Raw genomic sequence first — 24,158 nt, 5'->3', positions numbered from 1 at the left:
CGGTGGTCAGGCTTAGCTCACGGAGGCCGTTGTTCAGGGCGTAGGCTCTGTTCGTGGCCTAGGTCGGAGGCGCATACGTGACAGTGCACTGCTTGCGCTCGTCATAGAGTGCTTCGATGCCCCGTCCCAGGGTTAGTGCGTGGATCCGAACGGCGCCGCCGGCGTGACGGACGGAAATATCTACGAAGCGATCGTGGAAGTCGTCGTCTCGAGATCGCTTACGCCGCCGAGTCAGCGCGATCTTGGGCGTCGGTGAGAAATGACGGCTGAGCTGGTCGCCGATCTCACGACGGTTCTGAGCGTCAGAGCCATCGCCTTCGACTTCTTCGGCGTACTCGATCGTGACGGCTTCCAGGGATCGGGCGACGTTCCTCAGATCTTGAATGAAGCGCACCTGGGCGTCGCGGTTCGCACGCCGCGCCAGCGCATAGGGGTCACGGATCGAAACATCGACCAGATCCTTCCCGGCGAATAGCGCCAGGATCTCTTGAGTGGGCCGCGAGCCGCCCGCATCCACTCGCCATTGCTGGATGCCCGTGCTGACCAAGGCGGTCGGCAGCCGAAACGTCTGGCGAGCTGCTGTCCGCGGCGCAGAAGGATCAGGAGCTGGGACTGGGACGTCAGGCTTGTCGACGGTGGCCTGAGTTACAGCTTCCTGAGGAGATCCGGCTTCGATCTCGACACCTTGTGTCGGCTCGCCCAGCGAAACCTGACGGAAGAGGTCCGCCAGTTCGCCTTCGCTGGCGTCCGGCGGCAGGAACAGATCCCGCGTCAGTTGGCGCTTGCGATCGATCAGCGCATTGAGGCGCAAGTCGAAGCTGGAGTCCCGGATCGCGGGGTCCGGGTGGACGGCCATGGGCAAGTGCACATGGACGTCACGGCGCTGACCGATCCGGAACACCCGGTCCGTCGCCTGATCTTCGACCGCCGGGTTCCACCAGCGCGACAGGTGGATGACGTGGTTCGCCTCGGTCAGCGTCAGTCCAACCCCGCCGGCCTTCGGGGACAAGATCATGACGTCGAAGACGCCAGGCGCGGCCTGGAAGGCGTTGACCATCTCCTGCCGCTTTGGTCCCGGCACTGAGCCGTTGATCCGCATGGGCAGTCGCGCAAGCTTGAAGCGCGCCTGGATCATCCCTGCCAGGCGATCCTGCATGGCCAGGTCTTCGACGAAGATCAGGGCCTTTTCGTTCTTTGCGGCGATCCCTTTTAGGATCTCGAGTGTCCGCGACAGGCGTGCGGATTGTTCTGCATAGGCCTCTAGATCTGCAGGAGCCTGCCGTGGGTCCAGCGGGTGCAGGGACACGCCGCGCAAACCGGCAAGCGTCGTCAGCATCCCGCCTTTGCCGACAGATCCGTTGGCGCTGGCGGCCGCGGCGCGCACGACCAGGTCGCGGTAGGCGCTGGCCTGAGCCGGCGGCATCTCGCCTTCGAAGGGGTGGACCCGCTTCTCCGGCATGTCCTTGAGCGCATCGCTCTTGAGGCGACGCAGCATGTAAGGCGCTTGGTTCTCCGGGGCCTCAGTCAGCTGCGCTTTGAGGCGGGCGAGCGCGACCGGATCGTTCGCAGGATGTCGGCGCTCGAAGTCTCGGCTCGCGCCCAAAAGCCCCGGCGCGATCACGTCCATGATCGACCAAAGATCCTGAAGGCGGTTTTCGACCGGCGTGCCAGTCATTCCGAGCGTGAAGGCGCCGTTCAGCGTCTTGGCGGCTCGGGTCATTTGGCTGACCGGGTTCTTTAGCTTCTGGATCTCGTCGTAGACAATCAACCCGAACCGGGTCCGCGCGAAGGAGAAGTGATAGTCGCGCAGCGTTTCGTAGGTGGTCAGGACGACACCGGCGTCTCGCCAACTCTCCGCCTTCAGCGCGGCGCGACCGGTCTCAATGTCCCGCAGGCCGAAGCTATCCTGTTCCTTCAGGAGCTTAAGGTCCGATCCGAATGCGGGCACCAAAAGACCGAGCTGTTTGCCCGACAAATGCTTCTGGATCTCGTTGCGCCATGTGCCGAGCAGGCCCGTGGGGGCGACGATCAGGAAGGGCTCTTTTGGCCGACGGCCAGCTTCGGCCTCTTCCTGAAGCCAAGCCATGAAGGCGATCGCTTGGAGGGTCTTGCCCAGACCCATGTCGTCCGCGAGCAGGGCGCCAGGATGGAGCGTCTCGACCGAGCGGACGAGCCATGCCAACCCGTCGACTTGGTGGGCTTTCAAAGCGCTCGATAGTCGCTCGGGAATGCGTAGCGGGGAGGGCGGTGGCGTGGCCTCATCCGCCTGGAATGGCGCAAACTCGACCTCTTCGAAGTTCTCGCGGACCACGAGGAACAGCTTGCCTCGCACCGCAGCGTCCCAGCCCTCCGGCGGCTCCGGAGGGACGTCGGAAGACCCTCGCCCGGCAGCATCGGCGCTGGCTTCAGCAAAGGGCCGCAAGCTTTCCAGGGACTGGATCAGCTGATCGTTGACCGGCAATTTGTCCGGCGCTGGTGGAGCGTCAGGGGCGACGGGTTTCAGAAGGCCTTCGACGGAAGCGCTCGATTGGCCGGCCTCTGCAGCTTGCGCCACCTTCTCGATGACAGCCGCGACGTTTTCGGCCGGGATCTCGAAATAATCGTCGCCGACCCGAAGCCCAAACCGCTCTGGCAACCAGCTGTTTTTGCTGATGGGGGCGATCCACGGCAGGACCGGGGTGCGCCACACGTCAACGCCGGCGACACGGCTGGAGAACTGTTCGGTTTCAACGAACAGCTCATCCAGGGCGATCTTCTCGGCGACCTCTTCGCCCAGAACCTCCTTGAGCACCTTGCGGGGGTTCAGGACGAACTCGCGACGTTCTTTTTCAGGGCGATCTTGGAGGCGCCGGACCGCACCCAGGGCGGGCCTAAGTGATGGATCGATGAAGATGTATTCGCCGTCTCTCAGCACGTAGACCGGGCGCGCATCGGGCTCGCGCCGGAATCGGTCGTCGGCGAACAGCTTCTGCGCGCTCGGCGTCAGCACATTGTCGAAGGCTTCATCGAGGGAGCGGCCCTCGGCTTGCGCGTCTTCAGCGACACCTTGACCAAACAACACGGGGTCGAAGTCCGTGCGGTCCGGCGTCAGGGTGCGCAGCGTCAGAGAGATCGAAGACGCATAGTGGACGCGCATGTCGCGCAGATAGGGCTCCGCGCTTACGGAGGCGGGCCCGTCGCCAGGCCAATAGCGCCTCAGAAGCGCGAGCTGGCGAAACCGTTCGGCCTTGTCCACGGGTGTGCTGAGCGCGCGAGATACGCCGAGGATCGACCACAGGGGCTCAGGTATCCGCCGCTCAGACCCTTCGAAACTGAGCAGAGCGCCGGCGACGGTCACGCGAGAGGGCTGGCCGCCAGGTTTGACCCAACGCGCCTCGATCCTGAAGTCGTCTTCGTCGATGCGGCCGACCGGCTTGAGGTCCAGAGCCAGCGGCGTCGGGGGTGGCAACGCGAGCGCCAAAGCGGTAGCGGCGTCTAGCTCAGCGACGCATCGTGGGCTGAGGACGACGTCATCGTGCAGCACCAGAACCGCGGGATCCTGGCCGACTTCAGCGGGCTCTTCAGATCGGGCGAAGAGCTCTCCCAACGCCCCCGCTGCATCTGGTCGTCGCTGCATCCATTCGGCGGTGGGGGTAGGTTTTCCGTGGTGAATGAGCTGGAGGTGCAGCGCCTCGCCATTCTGGCGATAGACGAAGGCCGCGTCGCCCGGCGAACGGGCTTTGCGCTTGAAGAGGTTGATCATGGCCGCAAGCCTGTTTGGTCACGAATGATCTGGGCGACGCGATACTGCCAGCCGGAGGTGTGTGATCCCGAAGTCGGGGCGTACATCAGCTCGGTCGGGTCATAATCGGCAAAGCGTCTGGAGTTGTGTTTGAACAAGACCGGGTGCCGATCGTCGCCCGCGCTCCAGATGTTGTATTTGCCGTTGTGGCTCCATTCGGCGATCGTGAGGTCGCCGATGCGCATGATCAGCGCAGCATGCTGGGACGATCGCCCAGCGCCGGCGCTTAGTCGGCCGAACATGGAGAGGCTCTTGTCGCTGGTCCGTGACGCGGCCCGATCGGCGCGATTTGCGCCGTCTGAACCGAACGCGACCCAGGCGGCGGTGATCATGTCCGCGTCTAGATACTGCGTCCAAAACTTGCGGCGCTCCGCCCACATGTCTGGGCGGTCGGTCATGGTCTCGCTGACGATGTCGAAGAACTGGCGTACTGACGCCTGTGTCAGCCAGCGCAGGATGACGGCGTAAGCCTCCCCGGCCACGTCCTCGACCGGGCGCCAACGGGGACGATTGATCCGCGGATCACCGGCATGCGCGATGGCGCGGTCCATGATGCGTGTCTTGTGCTCACGGTGCGGCTCAACCGTGCGCCACGGCTCAAAGAGCGCGGCGGCGAACTCAGGCCAGGCCTTCGGATAGAGGAGCGGGCCTTGTGTTCCGGACCAGTCCAGAAGCCTGTCCTGGCTTGTAAGGGATGCCGTCCCCTTGAGCTTGCGGACGCTCAGGCAAGCGGCGCTGAAGCTCGCGGCGCCAAGGCCGCCCAAGCGCCGTCCCTCTGTTGTCAGGCCCGCTTGATCCAGGATGAGACGGTGATCCGTGTCCCCTTCCAAAATGGCCGCTGCGATACGCCCGGGAGCCTTGGACGGCGACAGGAGCTCGTAGGTCTGGATGCGAGCCGGCCAGGGATCGGTCTCGCGCCAGGGCCATCGCTTGTGCGCGGTGTTCAGCCGCTTGGCCAACCAAAGCAGGGCTTCGTCTTCGGCGTCAAAGCCATCGAGATAGGCGTCCAGAAGCGCGAAGAAGGCTGAGCGTCGTTGCAGCCGTTCGACTTCATCGCAAAGCGGCTTGGCGACCTCTGGATCGCGCGCCGGGGCGTGCGGAGGATGCAGGAAGGTGCGGCAGCTTTCGCGCAGGTCGCTGCGCGACAACGTGCTGACGCCATCGCCGGCAATGAGCTTTGCTACGCGCCGCTGCAGCGCCTCAGTCGGTTCGCGCTCTATGTGGTGAGCCTCTCCAGAGATCTTAGCGACCGCCCGGGGGAGGAGCGTCAGCTCAGGCGCTCGCACCCGCAGAGCGGCCAGCAGTGCATCGGGGTGATCAAGGAGCGAGGCGAGGCGGGTCACGAGGCTTGCAGGGCCTGCTCGACCCGGCGGACCGTCTGACCGGAATCCGGTGTGACCATGATGATCCGCAGATCGATGCGGCGGTTCTTGGCCTTGGCTTCGATGCTGTCGCCAGGATCGACGGGCCGTTGAGGACCATAGCCGCTGACGCTCAGCACCGGCTCGCACCGGTCACCCTTGATCGCGCAAAGGCCGCTGAGATCGGGGCGCGCGCCGACCAGCGCCCGATAGGTGTTGGTGGCCCGAACCACCGAGAGGTCCCAGTTGTCTCGGCCGCCGCGGGAGTAGTTGTCGGCGTCGGTGTGCCCCTCGATGTAAACGGACTCGATCGCGTGTTCATTGGCTTCGCAATGCGCCGGCCGGGAGGTCGTCTCAGCTCGCCGCGTATAGCAAGGAAGGACTTCTTCTAGAGCGACCGAGAGCTTGGCGACCGACAGCTGCCCTTCGGGCTTCAGCTGATCATTGCCGCTGTCGAAGAGGATTGAATCCGGCAGACGCAGCACGCCGTTTTGCGTGTCGACCAACACCTCGACGCCCTGCCGCTTCAGCGAGCTTTGGATCTGCGTCAGGATCTCCGCGCGGGTGGCGTCTGCGCCTGTCAGCTCGTCGGTGACCTGCCGGAACTGCAGGGCGTAGTACATCAGCAGGATGATGAAAATGAAGACGAGCCCGACCATCATGTCGGTCATCGAGACGAAGTAATTCTCCTCCTCGATCGCATGCTCATGGCTCTCATCGGCGATCATTAGGCGGCCTCAGCCTGACCGTTCGCCTCGACATAGGCGTTGAGGGATTCTGCGTATTCCTCGATCGCCGTCAGGGCGCCGGAAAGTTTGCCAACCGCGGACGCCAGTTCCCGATCGGTGTCTTGGGCGAAGCGTTTGAACTCCCCGAACGTGCCCTCGAGCGTCTCTCCGAGCTGGACGGTGGTCTTCTCCAAAGACTTGTCGACGCCTTCGAAGCGGGCCCGGTACTCCGTCCAAGCCTTGGTTGCGCTCTCCTGGGTCTCGCGAATGCCCTCAGCCAGGTCGCGCAGTGACTGCACCGTTTGAGCATCCATCTGCTGATTGGCTTCGAGCGAACGTACGATCCGACCCGCGGCGTCGTTGATCGCTTGGACGGATTGAGCGACTGGCGCGGCGGCGGCGGCGAAGCCCTTAGAGGCGTCACCGATGGAGATCGCGACGGTCTTGGCCTGACCCGTGACCCCTTCCATAGCCTCAGCGGTGCGCACAGCGTTCTCGCCGCTGCGGGCGAACCCTTGGGCCGCGCGGTCAATCTCGCCGGCCGCATCACTGACGGCCTTGGCCAGGCCGGCGGCGACCCCGCGCAGACCTTCGCCGGATTCCTCCAGCGCTGCGCGGAAGGTCTCCTGGCTAGCGGCGACGCCGGCAGCCATGGCCTCGGAGACCTCCTTTTGCAAGGTTTCGGCAGCGGAAACGCCCGCGCCCTGCAGACGGCTCACTGCGTCGGCGATGGCGTTCGCGGATTTGGTCTGAGCGCTTTCGAGGCCGCTAAGCATTCGCTCGAGCGAGTCGGACTGGGCTTGCGCCATCGCCTCGCCTTGGCTGGAGAAGCGTTCGCCCATGCCGTCCACCTGTCCGGTCAGTCGGTCGAACGCTTCTCGAATGTCCGTGGCGGCCTGAGCAAAGTCCGCGCCGGCGGCGCGGATCTGCCGGGCCGCGTCCTCGCCCGAAGAGCCGACCGAGCTGCTCAGAGCATCGAGGCGCTCGCCTAGGGTAGAGAGGGTTTGGCCAAGCGCGCGTAGTTCGCCGCCGGAGGCTTCCTCAATCGCCTTGGCCGCGCCTTGTCCCAGGCCTTGGCTCATCGTGCTCATGTTGTCGTTGAGCTGACCCAGCGAGGCGGTCACTGGCGCGATCGCCTGTTGGAACTGCGCGCCCATGCGCTCGCTCAGCTGAAGCGCAAAGTCAGTGTTGAAAGCTTTGAGCTGATCGCGCTGCTCACGCATGACGTCGAGCTGCTCGACGGCCAGACGCTGGGGCGGGACGTAGAGCATCCCACGCTCAAGCAGGGTGCACAGAGCTTCGTTGATGGCGTTCGTTTTCTTCTGCAGGCCGCTTTCGGCGAACCGCAGCATCACCGAGGAGCCAACGCCTGCAACGGACGTAAAGAACTTGGCGCCGGCGACGACCAGCAGTCCCCGGAGGGAGGCCTGCATGACCGCAGGATCGGTTCCTGCCATGCCTGAGCTGGCTTTATGCAGTGCGACGATCAAGCCGAGGAAGGTCAGAACGAGACCGATGCCGACAAGCACGTTCGACCAGAAAGCCAACCGGACCTGCTTGGGCGCGGCCCGGTAGAAGAAGGCCGTCGGACGAGCGGTGTTGCGGATTGGGCTTTCGGTCTCGTCGACGATCGACTCGTGGAATTCCCGCCAGGCCAGAACAATCCCCGGCGCGCCAGGAGCATCAGCGTTCAGAGCGCCGGCGACGTCGCCGTAGTTCGCGCTGAAGGCTTGACGTTCTGCGATCGGGTCGGGGTCGTCACCCAGAGCGGTTTCAAGCACCCGCACGCGCGCTTTGGCGGCGTTGAGGTAGGGTTGAGTGCGGCGCCTGGCGACGATCCAAAGATAGCCTGCCCAGCCAAACATCGCTGGAGCGATAAGCAAAGGCGCAACCCACGGCACGCCAAAGATCAGCTCCAGCCCCTGGAGCAGCAACTGCAAAATCAGATCCATCTTGCCCACCCTCGCGGTCGTGCGTTTCTACGAGCGCGACCACCGCCTAAACTTGTCCGAAAGAGCCAGATTCCTTTCGGAATCTCAATCGGCTTCAACTGCAGGAAACCGTCAACCCAGGCTGGAATGCTCGGCACGCGCGAGCAGGTCGAGCCGCGGCAGGTCCGCTAAGCCTGGTGTCGGAAGCTCCAACAGACGCGAGCCTTTCACCACGACAGCCAGGCATTTGGCGCGGCTGATCGCGACGTTCAGCCGGTTGCGGTTGAACAGAAACTCGGTGCCGCGCGGAGCGTCGCCGCCGAAGGAGGTGGCCATCGAGATCAGCACCACCGGCGCCTCTTGGCCTTGGAACTTGTCGACCGTCCCGACGCGCGCGCCCTTGGGCAGTCGCTTCTTCAGCAACAGCACTTGCATGTTGAACGGGCTGACCACCACGATGTCATCCAGGGTCAATCGCTGGGTCTCGCCCGCCGCGTTGGTCCAGGACTGTCCAAGAAGTTCGCCGATCAGCGCGTTGATTTGATCTGCCTCTTCGTCGGACGCCTGGGTGCAACCGCTGTGCGGAAGATCGATCGTGCTCACACCGGTCGGCTTGAGGGCGCGATGAAGTCCCTCAGCGAGCTCCAGCCGTTGACCGGCGGTGGAGCCCTCCGCCTGCAAACGACCTTCGTAGACAGCGTCCGAAATGAAGCCGCAGACGTCTGGGTGCATTCGCCAGGAGATGTTTAGGAGGATACCGCGCTCCGGCGGAACCGTGGGGTGGTCCTGCATGGCGTAGTCCATTGACGACAGACCCGTCTCACCGGGGTGTACGCCTTGAACCGGCTGAGGCAGCTGCATCTGATCGCCGACCAGGATCAGGTTCTTCGCGGCGCCCGCCATGGCCAGGAGGTTGCCCAGGGAGACCTGGCCAGCCTCATCGACGAACAGATAGTCGAACGAGTTAGCAGGATGCTTCGCCAGTTCAAACGCGGTCGCGCCGACGAGCTGATGTTCCCCCTGATCGTCAAGCGAGGCCTTGGAGATGACGCCGTAGCCGGTGAAGGCGGTTTCCGGATCGCCGGCGGAGCACTTCTTCACGCCATCCAGGGGCAGGCCTTTGGCCTCGCAGTAGCGCGACACCCCGGCGAGCAGGTTGTTGATGGCCTTGTGGGAGTTGGACGAGACCGCCACGCGCTTGCCGTCTTGAAGCAAGGCTGCGATCGCGCGGGCAGTGGTGTAGGTCTTTCCGGTCCCTGGCGGCCCTTGGATGATCAGGCAACTATCTTCCAAGCTGCGCACCGCCGATGTGGCTGCAGCGACCAAGTCCTCCCCCTCGACGACCACCGGCAAGCCAGCCTCGCGCCCAGCCAGGCGCGGCGGCGCGCGGCGCAGCATGTCCAGGACGGCTTGGTCAGTCTGAAGGTCGCCCTTAGCGAGGCGCCCCGCCATCGACATCAGGGCTTCTTCCAGCAGCTTCTGGCTAATCAGCTGGCCAGGGGACAGGGCTGCAGTCTCGGGGAAGAGGCCGGCCTTGGACTGACGGCGCAGGCTCACTTCGCCCCGCGCCACATCCAGATCCGTGATGGACCCAGCCGCTTCCAGGGTCAGGGCGATCTTGGGACGATCGCCTTCCTTCAGCTTGGTGTCCTGAGGCGGGAAGCTGTAGGTGGCCACAATCGAGCGGCCATCGGGTTGCTGATCGACGAGGCGAAGCCCGCCGAGGCTTTCCGCATCCTCGATGAGTTCTTCATCAGTCCAGGTCTGACGGTCGAACAGGGCCCACCACTGGGGCTTCTGGGAACGCTGATGGAACCACAGCAACTCCGCGATCAGCTCGCGCAGAGCCGGCTCCAGTGCGGTTTGGGCCCGGATCGCCTCAGCCATGGCGATACGGTCGCGTTCAAACTGGGCGCGTTCTTCGGCCTTCGCCGAGGACTGGGGCGTCGGCGCTTCCGGCTCCACCTCATCCAGACCATACGGGGCGTCAGCCGGCCGCAATTCTTCGAGCCAGTCGCGCAGCTTGGCGGTCGAGACGCAGTCGTCCTCGTTGTAGCGCTCGATGGCGTCCAGGATCGCCTGGTCGCCGAGCTCGCGCCAACGCTCGTACTCCACGATGCTGTCGCCGGCGTTGGTGACCTCGCCGGAGCGCTTTCCCCAATAGATCTTCTCCAGATCCTTCAGCGAATAGCTTTCGGTCGACGCGCGGATGGCGTGGCGGACCACCGCGTAGAGATCGACGAAGCGGTGGTTGCGCAGCATCTGGTCAAGCTGAGCCTCCCGCGTGGCGTACTTCATCGCCAGGCGTTTAAGCGCGGTCTGCTCATAGGCGGCGTAGTGATAGATCCGGGCGTCCGGGAAGCGCGCAATGTGCGCTTCGAACAGATCCATCAGGGCTTCGAAGGTCGCCTTCTCCGCGGCATGATCATGGGCCCACAGCGAGACAAAGCGTTCAGTGAGGTCGTCGCCTAGCGGACCCCAGAGGCCGTGCAGATACTCCAGTCCTTCTGGGTAAAGCGGATCGCCTTCGATGTCGTAGAAGAGGTCGCCGTCGGCTGGCGAGGGCAGGGTGGCGAACCCCCGCAAGGGTTCAGGCGGCAGGACTTCAGCGAAGTGCGCGCCAGCCTCCACGCCTCGCCTCTGCAGGCGGGCCTGGTAGGTCAACTTGGCCAGGGTGTCTGCGCCAATGCCCTGAATGGTTTGATCTGCGGGCAGGGCGGCGATGTCCGATAAGGTGCGCACGCCCGCCCGATCAAGCTTGACGATCTGGTCTGCGCGGATGCCGGCGACGAACACCGGGCTGTCGGCGGCGCGCCATTCGGCGGTGCAACGTTCATTGAAGTCGCACTGGCTGCAGGCGCCGTTCTTGACCGCCGCCGTTGGTTCGGGCGCATCGATAAACCTTTCGAACTGCAGCATCATCCGGCGCGTGATGTGGGCGGTCTCGTCCAGGCGGAACCGCTCGGGCGCGCCGCCGGAGCCATGGATCACACCCTCGCCCGGGCGATACCCCGCCATGTGGTGGACGAGCTCAGCGTAGACGCCCAGCTGAAGCAGGTGCTCAGCCTTCGCCTTCTTGGCGAGCTTGGCGTCCTCGGGCTGATAGCGCCATTGGCCATCAACCGGGTCGGCAAGGCGGATCAGGAAGTCGGGGTAACCGACCCAGCGGCCATCGGTGAGCGCAGCTTGGTAGATGACGGGCGCACCCGCCGCCATCGTATCACGGCTAAGCTGAACGCGGTGGTCGAGCGTGCCTTCGCTGGGGATTTCGACCACGTCGCCATAAGCCTCTCGGAGCCTGTCTACGACCTGAGCTTCGTGTTCGAAGCCCTTGTTTCGGATGAGAAGAACAGCGTCGTCGGCACGCTCTGGCGGCTTGATGCCTTGCAGCCAGAGCGCGGTCTGGTGGCGGCAGGCCTGAAAGGCGTTGAGGCGCGAGGCGGAGAGAAGTCGGGTCATAAGCTCAAGCCTGACGCGATTTTGCGACAGTTTCGGTCGCGGATGGTCCATGGCGGCTCAGCGCGTGTTGGAGCTCCTCGAGCATCACGGTGCGCAGACGTTCAGGCGAGAGGATTTCCACATCGCCGCGCCAGGTGAATAGGTGCCAAGCGAGCTCCAGCATGCCGCCGGTTTGGAAGGCGATGATGAGGGAGCCGTCTGGTTGTGGAGATAGGGTCTGGCCCGGGTGGAAACGCCACCGCTTAGCATCAGCGACCGCATCGCCTGTGAACCTGAGTCGAACCTCTTCAAGCTGGTCGTGATAGACGCCAAAGGAGCGCGAAGCGTAGTCGGAGATCGAGAAATCCTCAGGCGCCTCGCTGGCGATCTCGAGCACCTCGAAGGCTTCGATGCGGTCCAGCCGCCAGTTACGCGGCTGATCCGAGCCGGTCTCTGCCCCGACGAGATAGTTCATGCGCTCGAACAGAAGGCCGTATGGGCTGAGGGTGCGGACCGAGCCCGGACGCGATCCGCCCATGTAGCGGAAGCGCACCTGGGAATAGCCCATCAAAGCCCGACGAATGCCGGCGACGAGCTCTGCATCTTCAACCGGCTGGGGACCAGCGCGAACCCCGGTGAGTTCGGCCCGCGCAAGGGCGTCGACATCAGGCGTGATCCGTCGGCGCTGTTCAGCCTTCAAGGCGGAGCGGATCTTGGTGTCGAGCCCCTCCAAGACCGTCGCGCGATTGCGGTGGCCATTATCTCGCAAGCTGTCGACGGCGCGTGAGAGCTCAATCAGCTCTTCGGTAGTGGGGGACTGAAAGAAGCCGTCTAGACCGCGGGGAATACGGAAGCGCTTGCTCGTGCCCTCCTGCAGCAGCTCCATCTGGGGAAAGACCTGCGCCACCGCGTCGCGCATGCGCTCTGCGGTTCGCCGGCAGACCCCGAGGTCACGGGCCATCTCTTCGGTGCTGAGTCCCTCAGCGCTGGCCGCCAGCCTTCGGGCCAGCTCCAGCACAAGGGTCGCCTTCTCATGCCGCATCGAACACCCCCTTCGATTTGCGACCGAAACTGTCGAAAATGAACCCTAGCGTGTCCTTCAACGCCATCAAGGAGGAAGGCTATGGACCTGCAAATGACCACCCACGCTGTAACGCGCGCGAGCCAACGCGGCGTGCCGCACGATCTGATCGCCGACCTGCTGACCTATGCCGATTTGGAGACCAATGTCGGAGGTGGTTGCGTCGCCTTGAGCATGAGCCGGCGTCGGTTGGCGGACCGGGACCTGCGACCGACTGTCGGACGGAACATCGATCGGCTGCGTAATCTGACGGTGGTCTGCGATGCAGGCGATGGCTCGATCGTCACGGTCTTGCACCAGGAGGGCGCGCGCGGGCGGCGCTACCATCGTGCTTAGATTAGCCGTCGGGGCGTCGCGACCGCTGACAAACGGCCAGGAAGCGGGGCTTTGCCATCAATCAAAGATGACATTGTGCCCGAATCAACTTGCCGTTGGCTGCACCAATCGGGGAATGTGAAGATATGACGGCGTCACCGTCTGAAATGTCAGTCGGAGGTTTGGCCGCCTTCTTCGAACGGTGGCGTGAGCTAGGTGCCTCTCGGGAGGAAGCGCCGCTGCAAAGCCGGCTAGTTTCTCTATTTGATAAGTTGCGTCCTTTGCTGCCAACGTCTTCCAATCTGGCTGAGAGGGATTCAGCGCAGAAGCGGGCGCCGTTGGATAGCGCTACGCTCGCGGCGTTTTTGCCCCAGATGACCAGCTTGCTGACCGTGGCTCGCCGTCAGGGCGTTGTGGCGAATGTTTGGTCCATCTCCGGGCTTAAGCGAGACGAGGTTCGCAACGCGAGCGTTCTGGCGTCCCTGTTTGACCGGCGGCTGTCGGACGACCGCGCTCAGACGTTTTTGTCCGCGTTTTTGGAGAGGCTCAAAGGGGAGGATCGGCAACGGCTTCCAACCAAGGAAGAGCTCGCCACAGGCTACAGTGTTCAGACCGAGGCGCGTCCGCTCGGCGCCCTTGATGATCGGGTGGATTTATCCATCGAAGGCGCGGATTTCTTGCTTCTGATCGAGGTTAAGATCGATGCGAGGGAGGGGGCCGAGCAGCTTTCTCGATACGAAGCGGTGCTGCGGCTGAAGGCTCGGGCCCTGGGTAAGAGGTCCGCGCTCGTCTACCTCAGTCCGATCCCCGCGAAATCACCCCCGCCCAGCGCATTCTATGCAGACTGGAGCGACGTCCGCAGGGCAGCGCTGAGCGTGGTGGCGCAGCGACCCAGGCCAGAACGCTCATTTCAAGATCTCTTGCTCGCACAATTCGCCGAGCACGTCAGAAGTTTCTAAGAGGAACCCACGATGTCTGAACCGGCCCTCAACGCCCTCATCGTATCAAATATCAAAGATCTCGACGCTGCCGCCTACCATCTTGAGAACACGCTTCAGGACGACGTGGCCGCCGCGCTAGATGCCGTGGCCGATCGTGTGCGGGGCGAAGCAGGGTGGGATGGTGCTAGCGACTGGTTTGATGACGCGATTACAATCGCGCCTAAGACCTGGCGCCTCGAAGGCGAAGCTGAGGGCGGCCACAGGGCTCAGTTTGAGCTCGACCACGACGACGACGCACTCGGCGCTCGGGATTACTTCTGGCTGACGAAGCTTGTGGGGCAGGGACATGCTCGTCTCGGCTTCCGGTGGTCGCGGTGTAACGTGACCAAAGCGCGCTGGAAGAAGGCGCTGGCCCAAAAGTCTGAGTTCATTGAAGAGGCTCGGAAGCGCGGGTTCACCTATCTCGAGAAGGACGGATCCTTCTTCCTGCCCGTGGTCATCGACGTGCACCAGCTTGCAGCCGCATTGGGGGAAGAGACACCGGAGCAGGCGCTTGCGCCATTTGAGAATGCAGTCCGGGCACTGATCGAGGCGGAACCGTTCTTCGACCGACTGCTGGCGGCGGTGGTGGTCGACTGAATATCCTGCTGGCATCGGCTTAGTCGTCAGGCCGAGTGGCGCACTTCACAAAGCGGACCTTGGCTTGCCCTTTCAGCAGGAAGGCGTCGTATCCGGCCGAACGCCAGGCATCGCGCTGCACGTTGGTGTAGGTCTGCTCGGTGTTCGCCCAGAACTGCGGTCGTTCGGCGCTAGCAGGCAGTGGACCGACCAGGGCTTCGATGTCGTTGAAAGACAAGACCAACTCAGCAAGGTCTTGCTGCGCAAGCCATTCACCAAGGGGCGCATATTTCGATCTGTATGGCGGCGAAGGCTCCCAGTGGCTGAGGAGGAGGTTCGCTTCGTCGTCATCCAACTGCGCGATCTTGTTGTGGGCGTTTCGGTACAGCTTCGCAGCGAGCCCGCCCAAGGATCCGGGAGCGTCGCGCTCAGGGGCGAGCGTGCGCTTATCGAGTGCTCGGCGTGGTGATGTCTGATGAACCGTCAGAGCGATGTCGCCATCGTCGCTAGCCGCCTCGATGACGCCGTGTGCTGCCAGACCGCTTCCGCCGGTGGTCTCAGAGAACCAGATGAACACCGCGTCGCCCGATTGAGGCTGAGCGCCTTTGTAGAGCGGTGCTGAAAGAAGAGCGCGACCGCCGACGTGAAGGGGAATCGGATCGCATTTGATGACAATGGCCATACGCTATCTAGTCCGCCAAACTCGCGCATAGCTAGCGTTCACGACGCAGCCGCACTCGGAGCTCACAGATGTCTGACGCCGCCGACCTCATGCGAGGGCTGGGCCTTACTGTTGCAGCGGGCGGGCCCAATGGCCGCTATCCGCGTAGCCACGAAGGGCCAGCTCAAGGCTATCGGTGGTGGGCGCACGCGATTGACGGCGAGTACCGCTTCGGCGTGCAGCCGTTTCCGAAGATGGAGCTGTCTAGCCCCGTCGCTTCCGCCTTCACCGCCGCGGGGTTTCACCTGATGCCGAAGCGAACCGAGGCCTTCATGAACCTGTCTGGTCCGCTTGATCATGCGGTCGATCAAGGGCGCGTGGTGATGGCCCAGTGCGAGCATATCTTGGCGCGAGCGCGTTAAGCAGAAACAGCCGTATCAGCGCCACGCTCGCCCAAGGCTTCCTCCGCCGCTCGACGGCGGTACGAGGTCATGACCTGGGTGCGCAGGAAGGTTTCGAGCAACGAAGCCAACCAGGCGAGGGTCCCAAGGACGAAGCCCGCGATGATCAGGGGAGGCGCTGTCTCGGGTGATCGCCATGCTCCACCGAAGAACATGGCCGTGGCGATCAGGGCAAGCCATGCAAACGCCGTGATCCGCTGCCAGCGCGCAAAGCCAGGCTGGAGTGTGAGCAAGGCCGTGGGGAACGGAGCGATCAGCACGCCAAACCACAGAACCAGGCTGCTGGACCGGTGGTATCGAACGCGGGCCGTCTTTGCAGAGCGAGCGCTTAGATATTCTTTGTTTCGGAAGGTCCGCGATTGAAGGTCGATCCATTCAGCTCTGGCCTCGTCGGCTTCGTCATGGGTGTCGTAGGTGACCCCGACGACAGTGCGTTTGTGCGCATCTTCATCAGCGCTTTGAGCGGATTTCGCCTCAGCCTCGGTCGGGTATAAGGACCCCTTGTAGGTTCGCCTGGCCAGATCGAGTTGTTCAGCCACCCGAGCGATCTGATCTCTCTCTGCATCGAAGGGCACGCCGAGCGCGGCGGCCCTGGCTTCTAGCCTAGGGCTGTTTTGAAGACACTCTTCTGGCGTGGACCACTTCAGCGCGTGGCGTTCAGCGGCCAGCAGGGCGTCGCGGTGAGCTTCAAGACCCAGGATGCCAATCGTCTGGGCGGCTTTCAGGACGCTACCATCCCGGTCCTCGAGCTTCTCGATCCAAAGTCTCCACGGCAGTTCAGAGTATGGGTTCAGGTCGATGGCTTGGGTCAGGATGGACTGGATCTGGTCGTCCGGCACTCGACCTGATGCGACGTTGTTCGCCAGCGCCGCTGCGCGGCGTTCGGCCTCTGCTGTGATCTCTTCGACCCGGGGGTTCTCGTCTTGGCGATTGAGGACTTCCGCCAGCACGGCTTGCCCTTCGAAGGCGACGTCGCGGATCACCTTGGCCAAGGTCCTCCGCGTCTGAGGATCCTCAAACAGGGCGCGTTTCGTGCGCTCATCTTCACGGCTTGCAAGCGCTCGTCCGGCTGCGTCTGCAGCGCCATAGACTAGGCCGAGCGCGACATTCGCTGCGGAGGCGACAGCCATTCCCTTGGCGGCGCCCTCCAGGCCGAACCCGCCTCCCGAGATATAGCTGCGTCCAGCTCCCTGATACGCCCGGTCGACTTCTCGCGCCTCCGCCTTGATTCCGATCTCTTGGTAGGCGCTCTCGAGCTCGGCGAACGTCGCCATCAGGCGATCCAAACGCGCCTCCAAAGCCTCGCGAACCGCGGCGTCATCCCAATCGTAGATGCCTGACCTGGCCAGGTCCGATGCAACCGCTGCGGCGGTCTCATCGAGCGTCTGGGACAGCAAGCTCGGAAACTGCGCCATCACCTGGTCAAGCGATGCATAGTCCCCGTACTGCGTCTCATAGCGGTCCTGGGCAGCCTCAGCGTGGGCTTCATAGGCGTGTCGCAGATCAGCGCGGGCTTCGCGCTGCGCGGAGAAGGGCAGGCGAGACGGACCAAGCGGCAGGTGGTTCACGACGGGGATCTCTTGAGCAGAAAGACTTGATGGGTAGGATTTAGTCGCCGGCGTACGCCGGCAAGGAGACCCACGAACCGCGCTGGAGCTGCAAGGCGTGCCAGTGGGCTTTGGCCGCTTCGCCGTGGGGCAAGAAACCGGCGGTTGGCCGTCCGTCTTTGCCGTCCTTCATCTTGCGCCATTCGCCCTCGACGCCATCCACAACGAGGCGAAGCGATTGGCCGCCGGGGATCGCAGCCAGCCACTCCAGGGTCGCAGGCGGGCACTCGATATGTTTGATCCAAAGGGCATGGTCTCTGACTTCAACGCGCATTGCAGATCATCAAGCAGCCAATGGGGCAGGGTGCGGGGCGGGTGCGTCGAAGGTCAGCGGGACGCCGATCAGCTCCCGATGAATCTCTGACCACTCGCGATCCAGGTTCACTGTCTTGACCAGAACCTCGTGGCCGCGGATGCGGTATCGCAGTGCGATCTCGATGCCGACGGCCGGATAAATCAGAACGCCATCACATGGCCGCTCCGGTGTTCGGGAGCCGGCATGCTCCAGGTAAGCGAACAGCTGGTAGAGGTGCCCGGAGCGGACCTTTCCGGCTCCGCCTCGGGAGACCATGGTCTCCTTGTAGAATTTGGCGTCCATCACGATGGTCCGTTCGCGCGATCGCAGCGTGATGTCCGTCTCCATAATCGGCAAGCGGCCGTGGGAGTGCTCGTCCAGAGCGATCGCATCCCAGGACATGACCTCGCGGCTGACGCGGTACCGGGTCTGATGATGGGCGTAGAAGTTCCGCAGGAAGTCCTCGAAGACCGCTGACATCGTCACCTCGTCCTTGAGGATATCGGCGAAGCGACTTCCAGCACCGGTCTCGTCTGGCATCTGAGCCCGCCAGACCAACTCGCACAGCTTCATAAGGGGCGCGTACTGGCGGGTGTTTCGAGATAGCTGCACGCCTTTGAAAAGGTCCGCGCTCAGTCGGACATCGCTCACCGCCTGTAGCTTGAGGACGATTGCGCCCAGCTCGTGGACCAATGCGGGCTCAACGCCGCGCGTACGAGCAAGAAGACGCGCGGCGGCTTTGACGATCCGATTGTGGACGATGTCAGGGGTCAGCTCATCAATGGCGCAAACAACTGCGCCGCGCCGCAAGGTCTGCTCCTTGACGATGGCGTCCAATAGCAGCCGGCCTCGCGGCGCGCGGGTCTCTTCAACGAACGTGCGATAGCCGCGATCTAGACCACGGCGCAGCAGGGCGTTGACGTCGTTAACGAGAAGGCGCGCGAACAGGTTCGGCAGATCCGGCGCGGCGTCCACACCAGCTTCGACCGCGCCGCCTGGAGGAAACCGCTGCCAGGCGTAGCAGAAGAGGTAGTAGAGGTTGCGGATCGGGATGGTCATAGGTGGCTGAGCAGCCGCAGACGCCATTCGTCCGCGCGATCCGGCGCGTCGAACCAGTACTCCTCTAAGAGCGGGCGGATCTCGGTTTCGACGACCCGTTCGAACCAGGCGCGCCCAGCGGCCTGGCCCGCCGCCGGCGTAAAGAAGCTATGGCCGATCTGGAACCCGGGACCCAGGTTCACCCGGTCGTCGCCGATCGCGACGTTGAGCTCCTGCATCCCTTGGACGATAGCGGAGATCAGGTCGGGGGCGACCCCCGCATCCGCCAGATGCGCGCCGAAAGCTTGCGACGTGAAACCGGGCTTCAGCGTCACGAAGGCGAAGCGCCGACGCAGGGCATAGTCGACCACCGACAAGGAGCGGTCCGCAGTGTTCATCATGCCCAGCAGCCAGACATTGTCCGGAACATGGAAGGACTCGTCATCAGGGGATGCATAGGCCAGGCGGGCGGACCATTCCGATGATCGTTTGTCGTGTTCGATCAGTAACATCAACTCGCCGAAGATTTTCGACAGGTTGCCGCGGTTGATCTCGTCGATGATGAAGACGTGCGGCACGCCGGGCTGTTTGCGGGCGGCCTCGCAGAAGCGGTGGAAGACCCCATCCCGCAGCTCAAAGCCGCCGTCTTGGGTCGGCCGATAGCCCTGGACGAAATCCTCATAGCCGTAGGACTGGTGGAACTGCACCACCTCCACACGCGCCTGGTCCTTCTGCGCCATCAAGGCGTAAGCGAGCCTGCGTGCAATGAAGCTTTTGCCCACGCCAGGGGCGCCCTGCAGGACCAGGTTCTTCTTGTCCTTCCAGATCGCCAGGATGCGCTCAAACTCTTCGCGATCCAGGAAGAGGCCCTTCAGGGCATCGTCGACGGTGTAGGGCGGTAGGGCGTCGGGTGTCGGCTCGGCTTGAGTATCGCGACGCGCCAGAACAGTCTCATAGGCGGTCACAAGCGCCTCCATGGCGTGCTCGAGAGCATCATCAGACGGAAGATCATCCGTGGCGAATGGCATGTGCGCCACGCAGCCGGCTTCGTAGCTTTGGGCGCGCCAGCCTTCAGCGCCCAGATCAATGTCGCCATCCAGCCGGAAGCCGGCCGACGCCAGGTCCGGAACTAGGGCGCGGTACTGGTCCGAGCGCGCCCGCAGGATCGGCAAAGCGCCGGACTGCTTGTGCTCATTCACCAACTCGGTGGTGCCCTGCATCAAGCACAGGTGGATCGCCGACAGGTCTCGACCGACGAGGAAGACGATGTAGAGGCCAGTCTGCGTCGAGGTGGTTTCGCGCTCGTCCATGACGGCGATCCACGGGACAGACGCCCAGACGCCTTTGCCAAGGCTCCAATCGACCTTGAGCGCATCGCGGCGAGACACGCTCGCAAGGCGGTCGATCGAGGCTTTGAGGCGGCCCATGGTCGCCCAAAGCTCTGGCTGGGTCTTAAAAGGTGTCGCTCGAACCGTGCGGAACTGCTCCAGAAACGATGTGGCTTCCAGTGCGAAGGTTGAGGCGGCCGTACCCACGTCGTCATAGGTCAGGGCGACCCATAGGAAGCTTTGGACATCGATCAGATCGCGCGGGGCCCACCCCTGCTGCTGGAGCGCATCAAACACCGCCTCCGCCACGGCTAGGGCGGTTCGGACCCGAGCATCTTCATGCGCGTAGCTGGGGAACTGGGCGTTCTTCAGGTGAGCCATCGCCTTTTCAAAGAGATCCGTTCGGATCACCAGGAAGTCGTCGGGCGACTGAAGCATTAGGGCGCAAGAGCCTAGGAACCGGGCGATCCCTCGGGGGCCAGTCGCGCCCGCGGCGCGGAAGATATCTCCTGCAGTCGCAATAAAGGCGTCCAGGCGATCAGTCGCGACATCATCGCCGGTCAACAAGGCGTTCAGCGCATCGCCGAGCGCAGCTGCTGTGGTTGGGTCCTTGGGCTTGAGGCGATCCACCGCCTGCCAGCTGACCAGGTTCTGGGGCTTGCCGGACGAGAGCAGCGTGCGGGTCAGGACGCTGTAATAGGCCGTAAGGAGCTCTCGAGCAGGAGCGTCGGTTAGGCCGAAGGAAGACGCTCTGGGCAGGACTTCCGTTTGGAACAGCTCGACGAGCTCGTCCTTGTAGCTGCGCTCGCGCTCTGGATAGATCTCACCGGGGCGATCGAAGGTTTCGAAGTCCGGCATGTGGGCGCGGAAGCGGGCTTGAAGCTGGGCCAGGGCGCTTAGATCGATGTCGGTGAGAGGGAGGTTCGCGTACCAGGCCAGAAGGTCTTGTAGCGCCGCTGGGGCCGACACGATCGCCAGCCAGGCGGGGTGGGGCTCAGCCAGCGCTGGGGCATTGGCCTTCAGCGCGCTGTGGCGGCTCTCAAAGGGACCATAGTGGGTGGCCTGGGCCGCTTCGGCGGGCGGTTCGGCATCCAACCAGATCCGGACGGATTCCTGTTCCAGCTGCAGCGCCAGGGTACGGCCTGCCGGCGTGCTCCAAACCGCGAGGTATTTCACCAGCGCTTTTTCCGGGCCCCATGCGGCGCGGATCTGCTCAAGTGCGTCAGTGGACCGGAACGCGGCGGCAGCATCGCTTGACCAGACAGTGAAGCCTAGGGTCTCTAAGACTTTGCGTACGGTGGCGTCGCCGCCGGAGAACTCGTCAGAGCGCAGAGGGCCTCTATGAGGATGTTGATAGCCGACCGCGACGCCAGCGATGGCTTTTGAATCGTAAAGTTTGCCGTCGCGGACGACGAACAGGTTGCGGGCCTTGCCGTAGCCGTACTTCTCCAGAAAGGCTGGGCCGCCTAAAGCGTTGAACTCATCGATCGCAGCATGAACGGCCGCAGGGTCCGTCAGTAGATTCAGACTCATGGCTCCCCCTCGCACTCTGGTTGCAGCCTTGGCCAGGAGAGGTCAACACTCAGCCTCTGGTTCAGGTCAGCCGCTTAGGGAAACAGCTAGAGCGGCGCTGATAGCGAACCGTCTGGCTCTCTTGTCTTTGCGCCGCTGACATCGAGAGCCTTGGTGCGCACTGGCAGCCTGCCTCGGCGATAGCGTCTACCTGACGCCTGGCGGCTGTTTCAACGACTGACTCCCACGGGAGAACGCCGGCGCTGGAGTGGATTCTGATTGACGCCCCTGGCTTGGCGCTGGGCGACAAGATGCTTAAAGGCGACAATCAAATGACGCCTAGCTTTTTGCCGCCTGCGCTAAGTTGGTCTCCCCCAACAACAGGAAGAGCGGAGCAGCAAAAGCTTGCTGATTGGGACGCTCTTTTCGCGGGCCATTTCAGTAAGGCGCACCTTCAACAAGCGTGGCGACTTGTTACTCCGAGGTCGGTGGTTCAATCTTCGACATCGGACGGCCGATGTCCCGCAAGCCGTTGTGGACTGAACGCGTAGGGCAAAGAAGCAGGTACAGCTTGGGCGCGCCGTCCGCCTTCCGCAGGGCTGTCATCTATTGACCCGCTGCGCGCGAGGCCTTGTTCCGCTTCCTGGGGTAAGTTGTTCGAGGCCCGCCTAATTTGCCTGGGTGACGGTAACCTAAGGCGGCGGTGTCATCTGTCCCGGCTTTCCCATGCGCGCTTGCGCGGCCTCTCTAAAGGCGGATCTGACCGGAACCCGGTCGGCTGACGCAACCGCGCGTTCGACTTTCATCCCCGGCCTGACGGCCTTCCTCGCGAAACAGGAAAGTCTCCCTTGCGGTCCTCCGCTGCGCTGCGGGGGGCTCGACTGCGTCCGCCCTGCGCGCCGCCCGGCCCCCGGGTCTCCCGATCGCCATCGAGGCCGCGGCAGGCGTGGCCCGAAAGCAAGGAGAGACGACCATGGCTTCCATCGGCACCTTTACCGCCCAAGCCGACGGCTACACGGGTTACATCAAGACCCTCACGCTCAACGTCGAGGCGGTGGCCTTCCAGCTCAACGAGAAGAGCGACGATAAGGCGCCCGACTACCGCATCTTCGCCGGTCAGACCGAGTTCGGGGCGGCCTGGAAGAGGACGAGCCGGGAGAACCGGGACTACCTCTCGGTCAAGCTCGACGACCCCAGCTTCCCCGCTCCGATCTACGCCTCCCTGGTCGAGGCCGAGGACGGGCACAGCCTGATCTGGTCCCGCTGACCCAGTCGCGGCGGCGCTGAGGCAGCGCCGCCGCCCATCATCGCCATTCGAGGAGGTCGCCATGACGCGCCCGAACGAACCCGCACGCCCCGATATTCACACCCGCATCACGAACCAGATCATCGCCCAACTAGAAGCCGGGGTCCGGCCCTGGGTCCAGCCCTGGGAGGCCGGCGCCACCGTCAACCGTCCGCTTCGTCATGACGGAACACCCTATAGCGGCATCAACATCCTTCTCCTCTGGTCCGAGGCGGTCGAGCGCGGATACCTCCGCCCGACCTGGATGACCTTCCGTCAGGCGCTGGCCCTCGGCGCCCATGTCCGGAAGGGCGAGCGCGGCGCGACGGTCGTCTACGCCAACCAGATCATCCGGGAGGAAGCCGATGAGGCCGGCAAACCCGTCGAGCAGCGCATTCCTTTCCTGAAGGCCTACACGGTTTTCAACCTGGATCAGATCGACGGCCTGCCTGAGCGCTACGCGCCGCAGCCGCAGCCGACCATCAATCCCGAGGTTCGGATCGGCGCGGCTGAGGCCTTCTTCAGCGCTTGCGGAGCAGACATCCGGCACGGGGGCGGGAGCGCCTTCTACGCGCCTGCACCGGACTTCGTGCAGATGCCGGCCTTCGAGAGTTTTCAGGACGCTCAGAGCTATTACGCCACCCTTGGCCATGAGATGATCCATTGGACCCGCCATTCCAGCCGGCTGGATCGGGATCTGGGTCGTCAGCGTCACGGCGACGAAGGCTATGCCCGGGAGGAACTGGTCGCTGAGCTCGGCGCGGCCTTCCTCTGCGCCGACCTTGGTCTGGCGCTTGAGCCTCGCGAGGACCATGCGGCCTATATCGCTTCCTGGCTCCAGGTGCTGCGCGACGACAGACGGTTCATCGTTTCGGCCGCCGCCCATGCGCAACGGGCGGTCGCCTGGCTGCATGGGCTGCAGCCTGGATAGCCGACGTTGGTCTCTCCCGGTCGGTGTCCCGCATGGCTGCGGCGGCGCCGACCGGGAAGGTCGGCTAGCCCTCCCTGCGTTCCGTCAGGCTGAGGCGGCGGCTGGGCGGCGCTAGTTGTCGAGAGGACCTATGGGATCATCCGTAGGCCTACGGGGCGAGGGCAGAGGGGGGTCTAGGGCAGGATAGGCTTTGCGCCGGCAATGTCTGACAGAGCCCTTTCCCCATGGACCGCTTCACTGTTCGCCTTCCGCCCGACCTGGCTCGCCGCTTCGACGCGGCGGCCAGCGCGTGCGGCGGGCGGTCGAAGCTGTTAAGGCGGCTGATCGAGGCCTCGGCCGGAGATGGGGATCCGCGTTCCGGACCGGCGTCGGCGGAACCGCTGACCGGAAAACTGACCCTTAGGCTTGGCGCTGCCGATCTCGCCGCCGTAGAGGCTGAGGCGACGAGGGTCGGCCTGTCGCGCACCCAGTGGGTGGTCGCCCTCGTGCGCCGGCGGCTCCACGGCCAGCCGCAGCTTTCGCCGGGGGAGGCCGTCGCCTTTATCGAGATCCAGCGCGACCTGCGCCGTATCGGCGTGAACCTGAACCAGATCGCCCGGACCGTGAATGCGACGGTCCCGGGTGGGCGGGCGCCTGGTGCTGAGCTGGTTCGCGTCCTCGCCTTTGCAGAGGAGGTCAGAGGCGGGCTGTCGGGCCTGCGGCGGGCGTTCGAGGGCAACCTCGACTACTGGTCGGCCGGCTCATGACGGACTTCCGGCCGCCTTCGGGTTTCGAGGAGGCGCTGCGGCCGCCGGTCCAGCCGGCGCGGGCGCGGATCACGCGGTCGGTGCTTGGGCGGGCGGGAGG

General features: G+C 63.9%; 18 protein-coding genes. 7 read left to right on the top strand and 11 right to left on the bottom strand.

Translation table 11 applies throughout. The annotated features are described in order from the left end of the window. Nucleotides 1-58: 58 nt before the first annotated feature. The 6 genes from BJP32_RS10395 to BJP32_RS10370 all read right to left on the bottom strand — a co-directional run bounded on the left by BJP32_RS10395 (nucleotide 59) and on the right by BJP32_RS10370 (nucleotide 12,281). Nucleotides 59-3,742 carry a DEAD/DEAH box helicase gene (locus BJP32_RS10395; RefSeq protein WP_076223984.1) on the bottom strand — a complete coding sequence of 1,228 codons (3,684 nt, stop codon included), beginning with the start codon at nucleotides 3,740-3,742 and terminating at the stop codon, nucleotides 59-61. Further along, a complete protein-coding gene (locus BJP32_RS10390) occupies nucleotides 3,739-5,124 on the bottom strand; it encodes an EH signature domain-containing protein (RefSeq protein ID WP_076223982.1) in 1,386 nt (461 codons plus the stop codon). Before BJP32_RS10390 ends, BJP32_RS10395 begins: the two co-directional genes overlap by 4 nt. Then, nucleotides 5,121-5,870 (bottom strand): OmpA family protein, encoded by a 750-nt coding sequence (locus BJP32_RS10385; RefSeq protein ID WP_076223980.1) that lies wholly within the window; start codon nucleotides 5,868-5,870, stop codon nucleotides 5,121-5,123. The genes BJP32_RS10390 and BJP32_RS10385 overlap by 4 nt, the downstream gene beginning before the upstream one ends. Beyond that, nucleotides 5,870-7,822 (bottom strand): anti-phage ZorAB system protein ZorA, encoded by a 1,953-nt coding sequence (gene zorA / locus BJP32_RS10380; RefSeq protein ID WP_076223978.1) that lies wholly within the window; start codon nucleotides 7,820-7,822, stop codon nucleotides 5,870-5,872. Before zorA ends, BJP32_RS10385 begins: the two co-directional genes overlap by 1 nt. Nucleotides 7,823-7,933: 111 nt before the next feature. Continuing rightward, complete coding sequence (locus BJP32_RS10375; protein WP_083673965.1) at nucleotides 7,934-11,311, bottom strand: TM0106 family RecB-like putative nuclease; 3,378 nt, start codon at nucleotides 11,309-11,311, stop codon at nucleotides 7,934-7,936. Next, nucleotides 11,265-12,281 carry a YafY family protein gene (locus tag BJP32_RS10370; RefSeq protein ID WP_076223974.1) on the bottom strand — a complete coding sequence of 339 codons (1,017 nt, stop codon included), beginning with the start codon at nucleotides 12,279-12,281 and terminating at the stop codon, nucleotides 11,265-11,267. Before BJP32_RS10370 ends, BJP32_RS10375 begins: the two co-directional genes overlap by 47 nt. 81 nt (nucleotides 12,282-12,362) lie before the next feature. On the opposite strand from BJP32_RS10370, the gene BJP32_RS10365 reads away from it, so the two are divergent. The 3 genes from BJP32_RS10365 to BJP32_RS10355 all read left to right on the top strand — a co-directional run bounded on the left by BJP32_RS10365 (nucleotide 12,363) and on the right by BJP32_RS10355 (nucleotide 14,215). Beyond that, nucleotides 12,363-12,656 (top strand): hypothetical protein, encoded by a 294-nt coding sequence (locus tag BJP32_RS10365; RefSeq protein ID WP_076223972.1) that lies wholly within the window; start codon nucleotides 12,363-12,365, stop codon nucleotides 12,654-12,656. A 161-nt stretch (nucleotides 12,657-12,817) separates the two neighbouring features. Then, entirely contained in the window at nucleotides 12,818-13,594 is a 777-nt protein-coding gene (locus tag BJP32_RS10360; RefSeq protein ID WP_158043307.1) for a PD-(D/E)XK nuclease family protein, read from the top strand. A 12-nt stretch (nucleotides 13,595-13,606) separates the two neighbouring features. Then, nucleotides 13,607-14,215, top strand: a complete 609-nt coding sequence (locus BJP32_RS10355) for a hypothetical protein (protein WP_076223968.1) — start codon at nucleotides 13,607-13,609, stop codon at nucleotides 14,213-14,215. Between the two features lie 19 nt (nucleotides 14,216-14,234). Here BJP32_RS10355 and BJP32_RS17685 read toward each other — a convergent pair whose 3' ends face one another. After that, complete coding sequence (locus tag BJP32_RS17685) at nucleotides 14,235-14,876, bottom strand: hypothetical protein (protein ID WP_233126806.1); 642 nt, start codon at nucleotides 14,874-14,876, stop codon at nucleotides 14,235-14,237. Nucleotides 14,877-14,944: 68 nt separating this feature from the next. On the opposite strand from BJP32_RS17685, the gene BJP32_RS10345 reads away from it, so the two are divergent. Further along, a complete protein-coding gene (locus BJP32_RS10345; protein WP_076223966.1) occupies nucleotides 14,945-15,277 on the top strand; it encodes a hypothetical protein in 333 nt (110 codons plus the stop codon). Here BJP32_RS10345 and BJP32_RS10340 read toward each other — a convergent pair. Genes BJP32_RS10340 through BJP32_RS16930 form a run of 4 tightly spaced genes read right to left on the bottom strand, consistent with a single transcriptional unit; the run spans nucleotide 15,274 to nucleotide 21,117 of the window. Beyond that, complete coding sequence (locus BJP32_RS10340; RefSeq protein WP_076223965.1) at nucleotides 15,274-16,884, bottom strand: hypothetical protein; 1,611 nt, start codon at nucleotides 16,882-16,884, stop codon at nucleotides 15,274-15,276. The two genes, BJP32_RS10345 and BJP32_RS10340, sit on opposite strands and share 4 nt — an antisense overlap. Nucleotides 16,885-16,924: 40 nt before the next feature. Next, complete coding sequence (locus BJP32_RS10335; RefSeq protein ID WP_076223963.1) at nucleotides 16,925-17,197, bottom strand: hypothetical protein; 273 nt, start codon at nucleotides 17,195-17,197, stop codon at nucleotides 16,925-16,927. Between the two features lie 9 nt (nucleotides 17,198-17,206). Then, entirely contained in the window at nucleotides 17,207-18,277 is a 1,071-nt protein-coding gene (locus BJP32_RS10330; protein ID WP_076223961.1) for a hypothetical protein, read from the bottom strand. After that, nucleotides 18,274-21,117, bottom strand: a complete 2,844-nt coding sequence (locus BJP32_RS16930) for an MrcB family domain-containing protein (protein ID WP_083673962.1) — start codon at nucleotides 21,115-21,117, stop codon at nucleotides 18,274-18,276. The genes BJP32_RS10330 and BJP32_RS16930 overlap by 4 nt, the downstream gene beginning before the upstream one ends. A 952-nt stretch (nucleotides 21,118-22,069) precedes the next feature. Between BJP32_RS16930 and BJP32_RS10315 the strand changes: the two genes are divergently transcribed. The 3 genes from BJP32_RS10315 to mobC all read left to right on the top strand — a co-directional run bounded on the left by BJP32_RS10315 (nucleotide 22,070) and on the right by mobC (nucleotide 24,058). Continuing rightward, nucleotides 22,070-22,363, top strand: coding sequence for a DUF736 domain-containing protein (locus tag BJP32_RS10315; protein WP_076223959.1), 294 nt, complete (start codon nucleotides 22,070-22,072; stop codon nucleotides 22,361-22,363). Nucleotides 22,364-22,424: 61 nt separating this feature from the next. After that, the gene (locus BJP32_RS10310; protein ID WP_076223957.1) at nucleotides 22,425-23,312 is read left to right on the top strand and encodes an ArdC family protein; all 888 of its coding nucleotides are present in this window, start codon (nucleotides 22,425-22,427) and stop codon (nucleotides 23,310-23,312) included. Between the two features lie 224 nt (nucleotides 23,313-23,536). Continuing rightward, nucleotides 23,537-24,058 carry a plasmid mobilization relaxosome protein MobC gene (mobC, locus tag BJP32_RS10305; protein ID WP_076223955.1) on the top strand — a complete coding sequence of 174 codons (522 nt, stop codon included), beginning with the start codon at nucleotides 23,537-23,539 and terminating at the stop codon, nucleotides 24,056-24,058. Nucleotides 24,059-24,158 lie beyond the last annotated feature (100 nt).

It is taken from the genome of Brevundimonas sp. ZS04 (genome assembly GCF_001956865.1).
GTDB classification, from domain to species: Bacteria; Pseudomonadota; Alphaproteobacteria; order Caulobacterales; family Caulobacteraceae; genus Brevundimonas; species Brevundimonas diminuta.
Note: the sequence above shows the minus strand (reverse complement) of the source record. Positions and strands in the feature narration are given on the sequence as shown.

Excerpts from the sequence above, each read along its gene's own strand:
- BJP32_RS10395 (WP_076223984.1), bottom strand. The coding sequence starts at position 3,742 with ATGATCAACCTCTTCAAGCGCAAAGCCCGTTCGCCGGGCGACGCGGCC.
- BJP32_RS10385 (WP_076223980.1), bottom strand. The coding sequence starts at position 5,870 with ATGATCGCCGATGAGAGCCATGAGCATGCGATCGAGGAGGAGAATTAC.
- zorA (WP_076223978.1), bottom strand. The coding sequence starts at position 7,822 with ATGGATCTGATTTTGCAGTTGCTGCTCCAGGGGCTGGAGCTGATCTTT.
- BJP32_RS10375 (WP_083673965.1), bottom strand. The coding sequence starts at position 11,311 with ATGGACCATCCGCGACCGAAACTGTCGCAAAATCGCGTCAGGCTTGAG.
- BJP32_RS10370 (WP_076223974.1), bottom strand. The coding sequence starts at position 12,281 with ATGCGGCATGAGAAGGCGACCCTTGTGCTGGAGCTGGCCCGAAGGCTG.
- BJP32_RS10365 (WP_076223972.1), top strand. The coding sequence starts at position 12,363 with ATGGACCTGCAAATGACCACCCACGCTGTAACGCGCGCGAGCCAACGC.
- BJP32_RS10355 (WP_076223968.1), top strand. The coding sequence starts at position 13,607 with ATGTCTGAACCGGCCCTCAACGCCCTCATCGTATCAAATATCAAAGAT.
- BJP32_RS17685 (WP_233126806.1), bottom strand. The coding sequence starts at position 14,876 with ATGGCCATTGTCATCAAATGCGATCCGATTCCCCTTCACGTCGGCGGT.
- BJP32_RS10345 (WP_076223966.1), top strand. The coding sequence starts at position 14,945 with ATGTCTGACGCCGCCGACCTCATGCGAGGGCTGGGCCTTACTGTTGCA.
- BJP32_RS10335 (WP_076223963.1), bottom strand. The coding sequence starts at position 17,197 with ATGCGCGTTGAAGTCAGAGACCATGCCCTTTGGATCAAACATATCGAG.
- BJP32_RS10330 (WP_076223961.1), bottom strand. The coding sequence starts at position 18,277 with ATGACCATCCCGATCCGCAACCTCTACTACCTCTTCTGCTACGCCTGG.
- BJP32_RS16930 (WP_083673962.1), bottom strand. The coding sequence starts at position 21,117 with ATGAGTCTGAATCTACTGACGGACCCTGCGGCCGTTCATGCTGCGATC.
- BJP32_RS10315 (WP_076223959.1), top strand. The coding sequence starts at position 22,070 with ATGGCTTCCATCGGCACCTTTACCGCCCAAGCCGACGGCTACACGGGT.
- BJP32_RS10310 (WP_076223957.1), top strand. The coding sequence starts at position 22,425 with ATGACGCGCCCGAACGAACCCGCACGCCCCGATATTCACACCCGCATC.
- mobC (WP_076223955.1), top strand. The coding sequence starts at position 23,537 with ATGGACCGCTTCACTGTTCGCCTTCCGCCCGACCTGGCTCGCCGCTTC.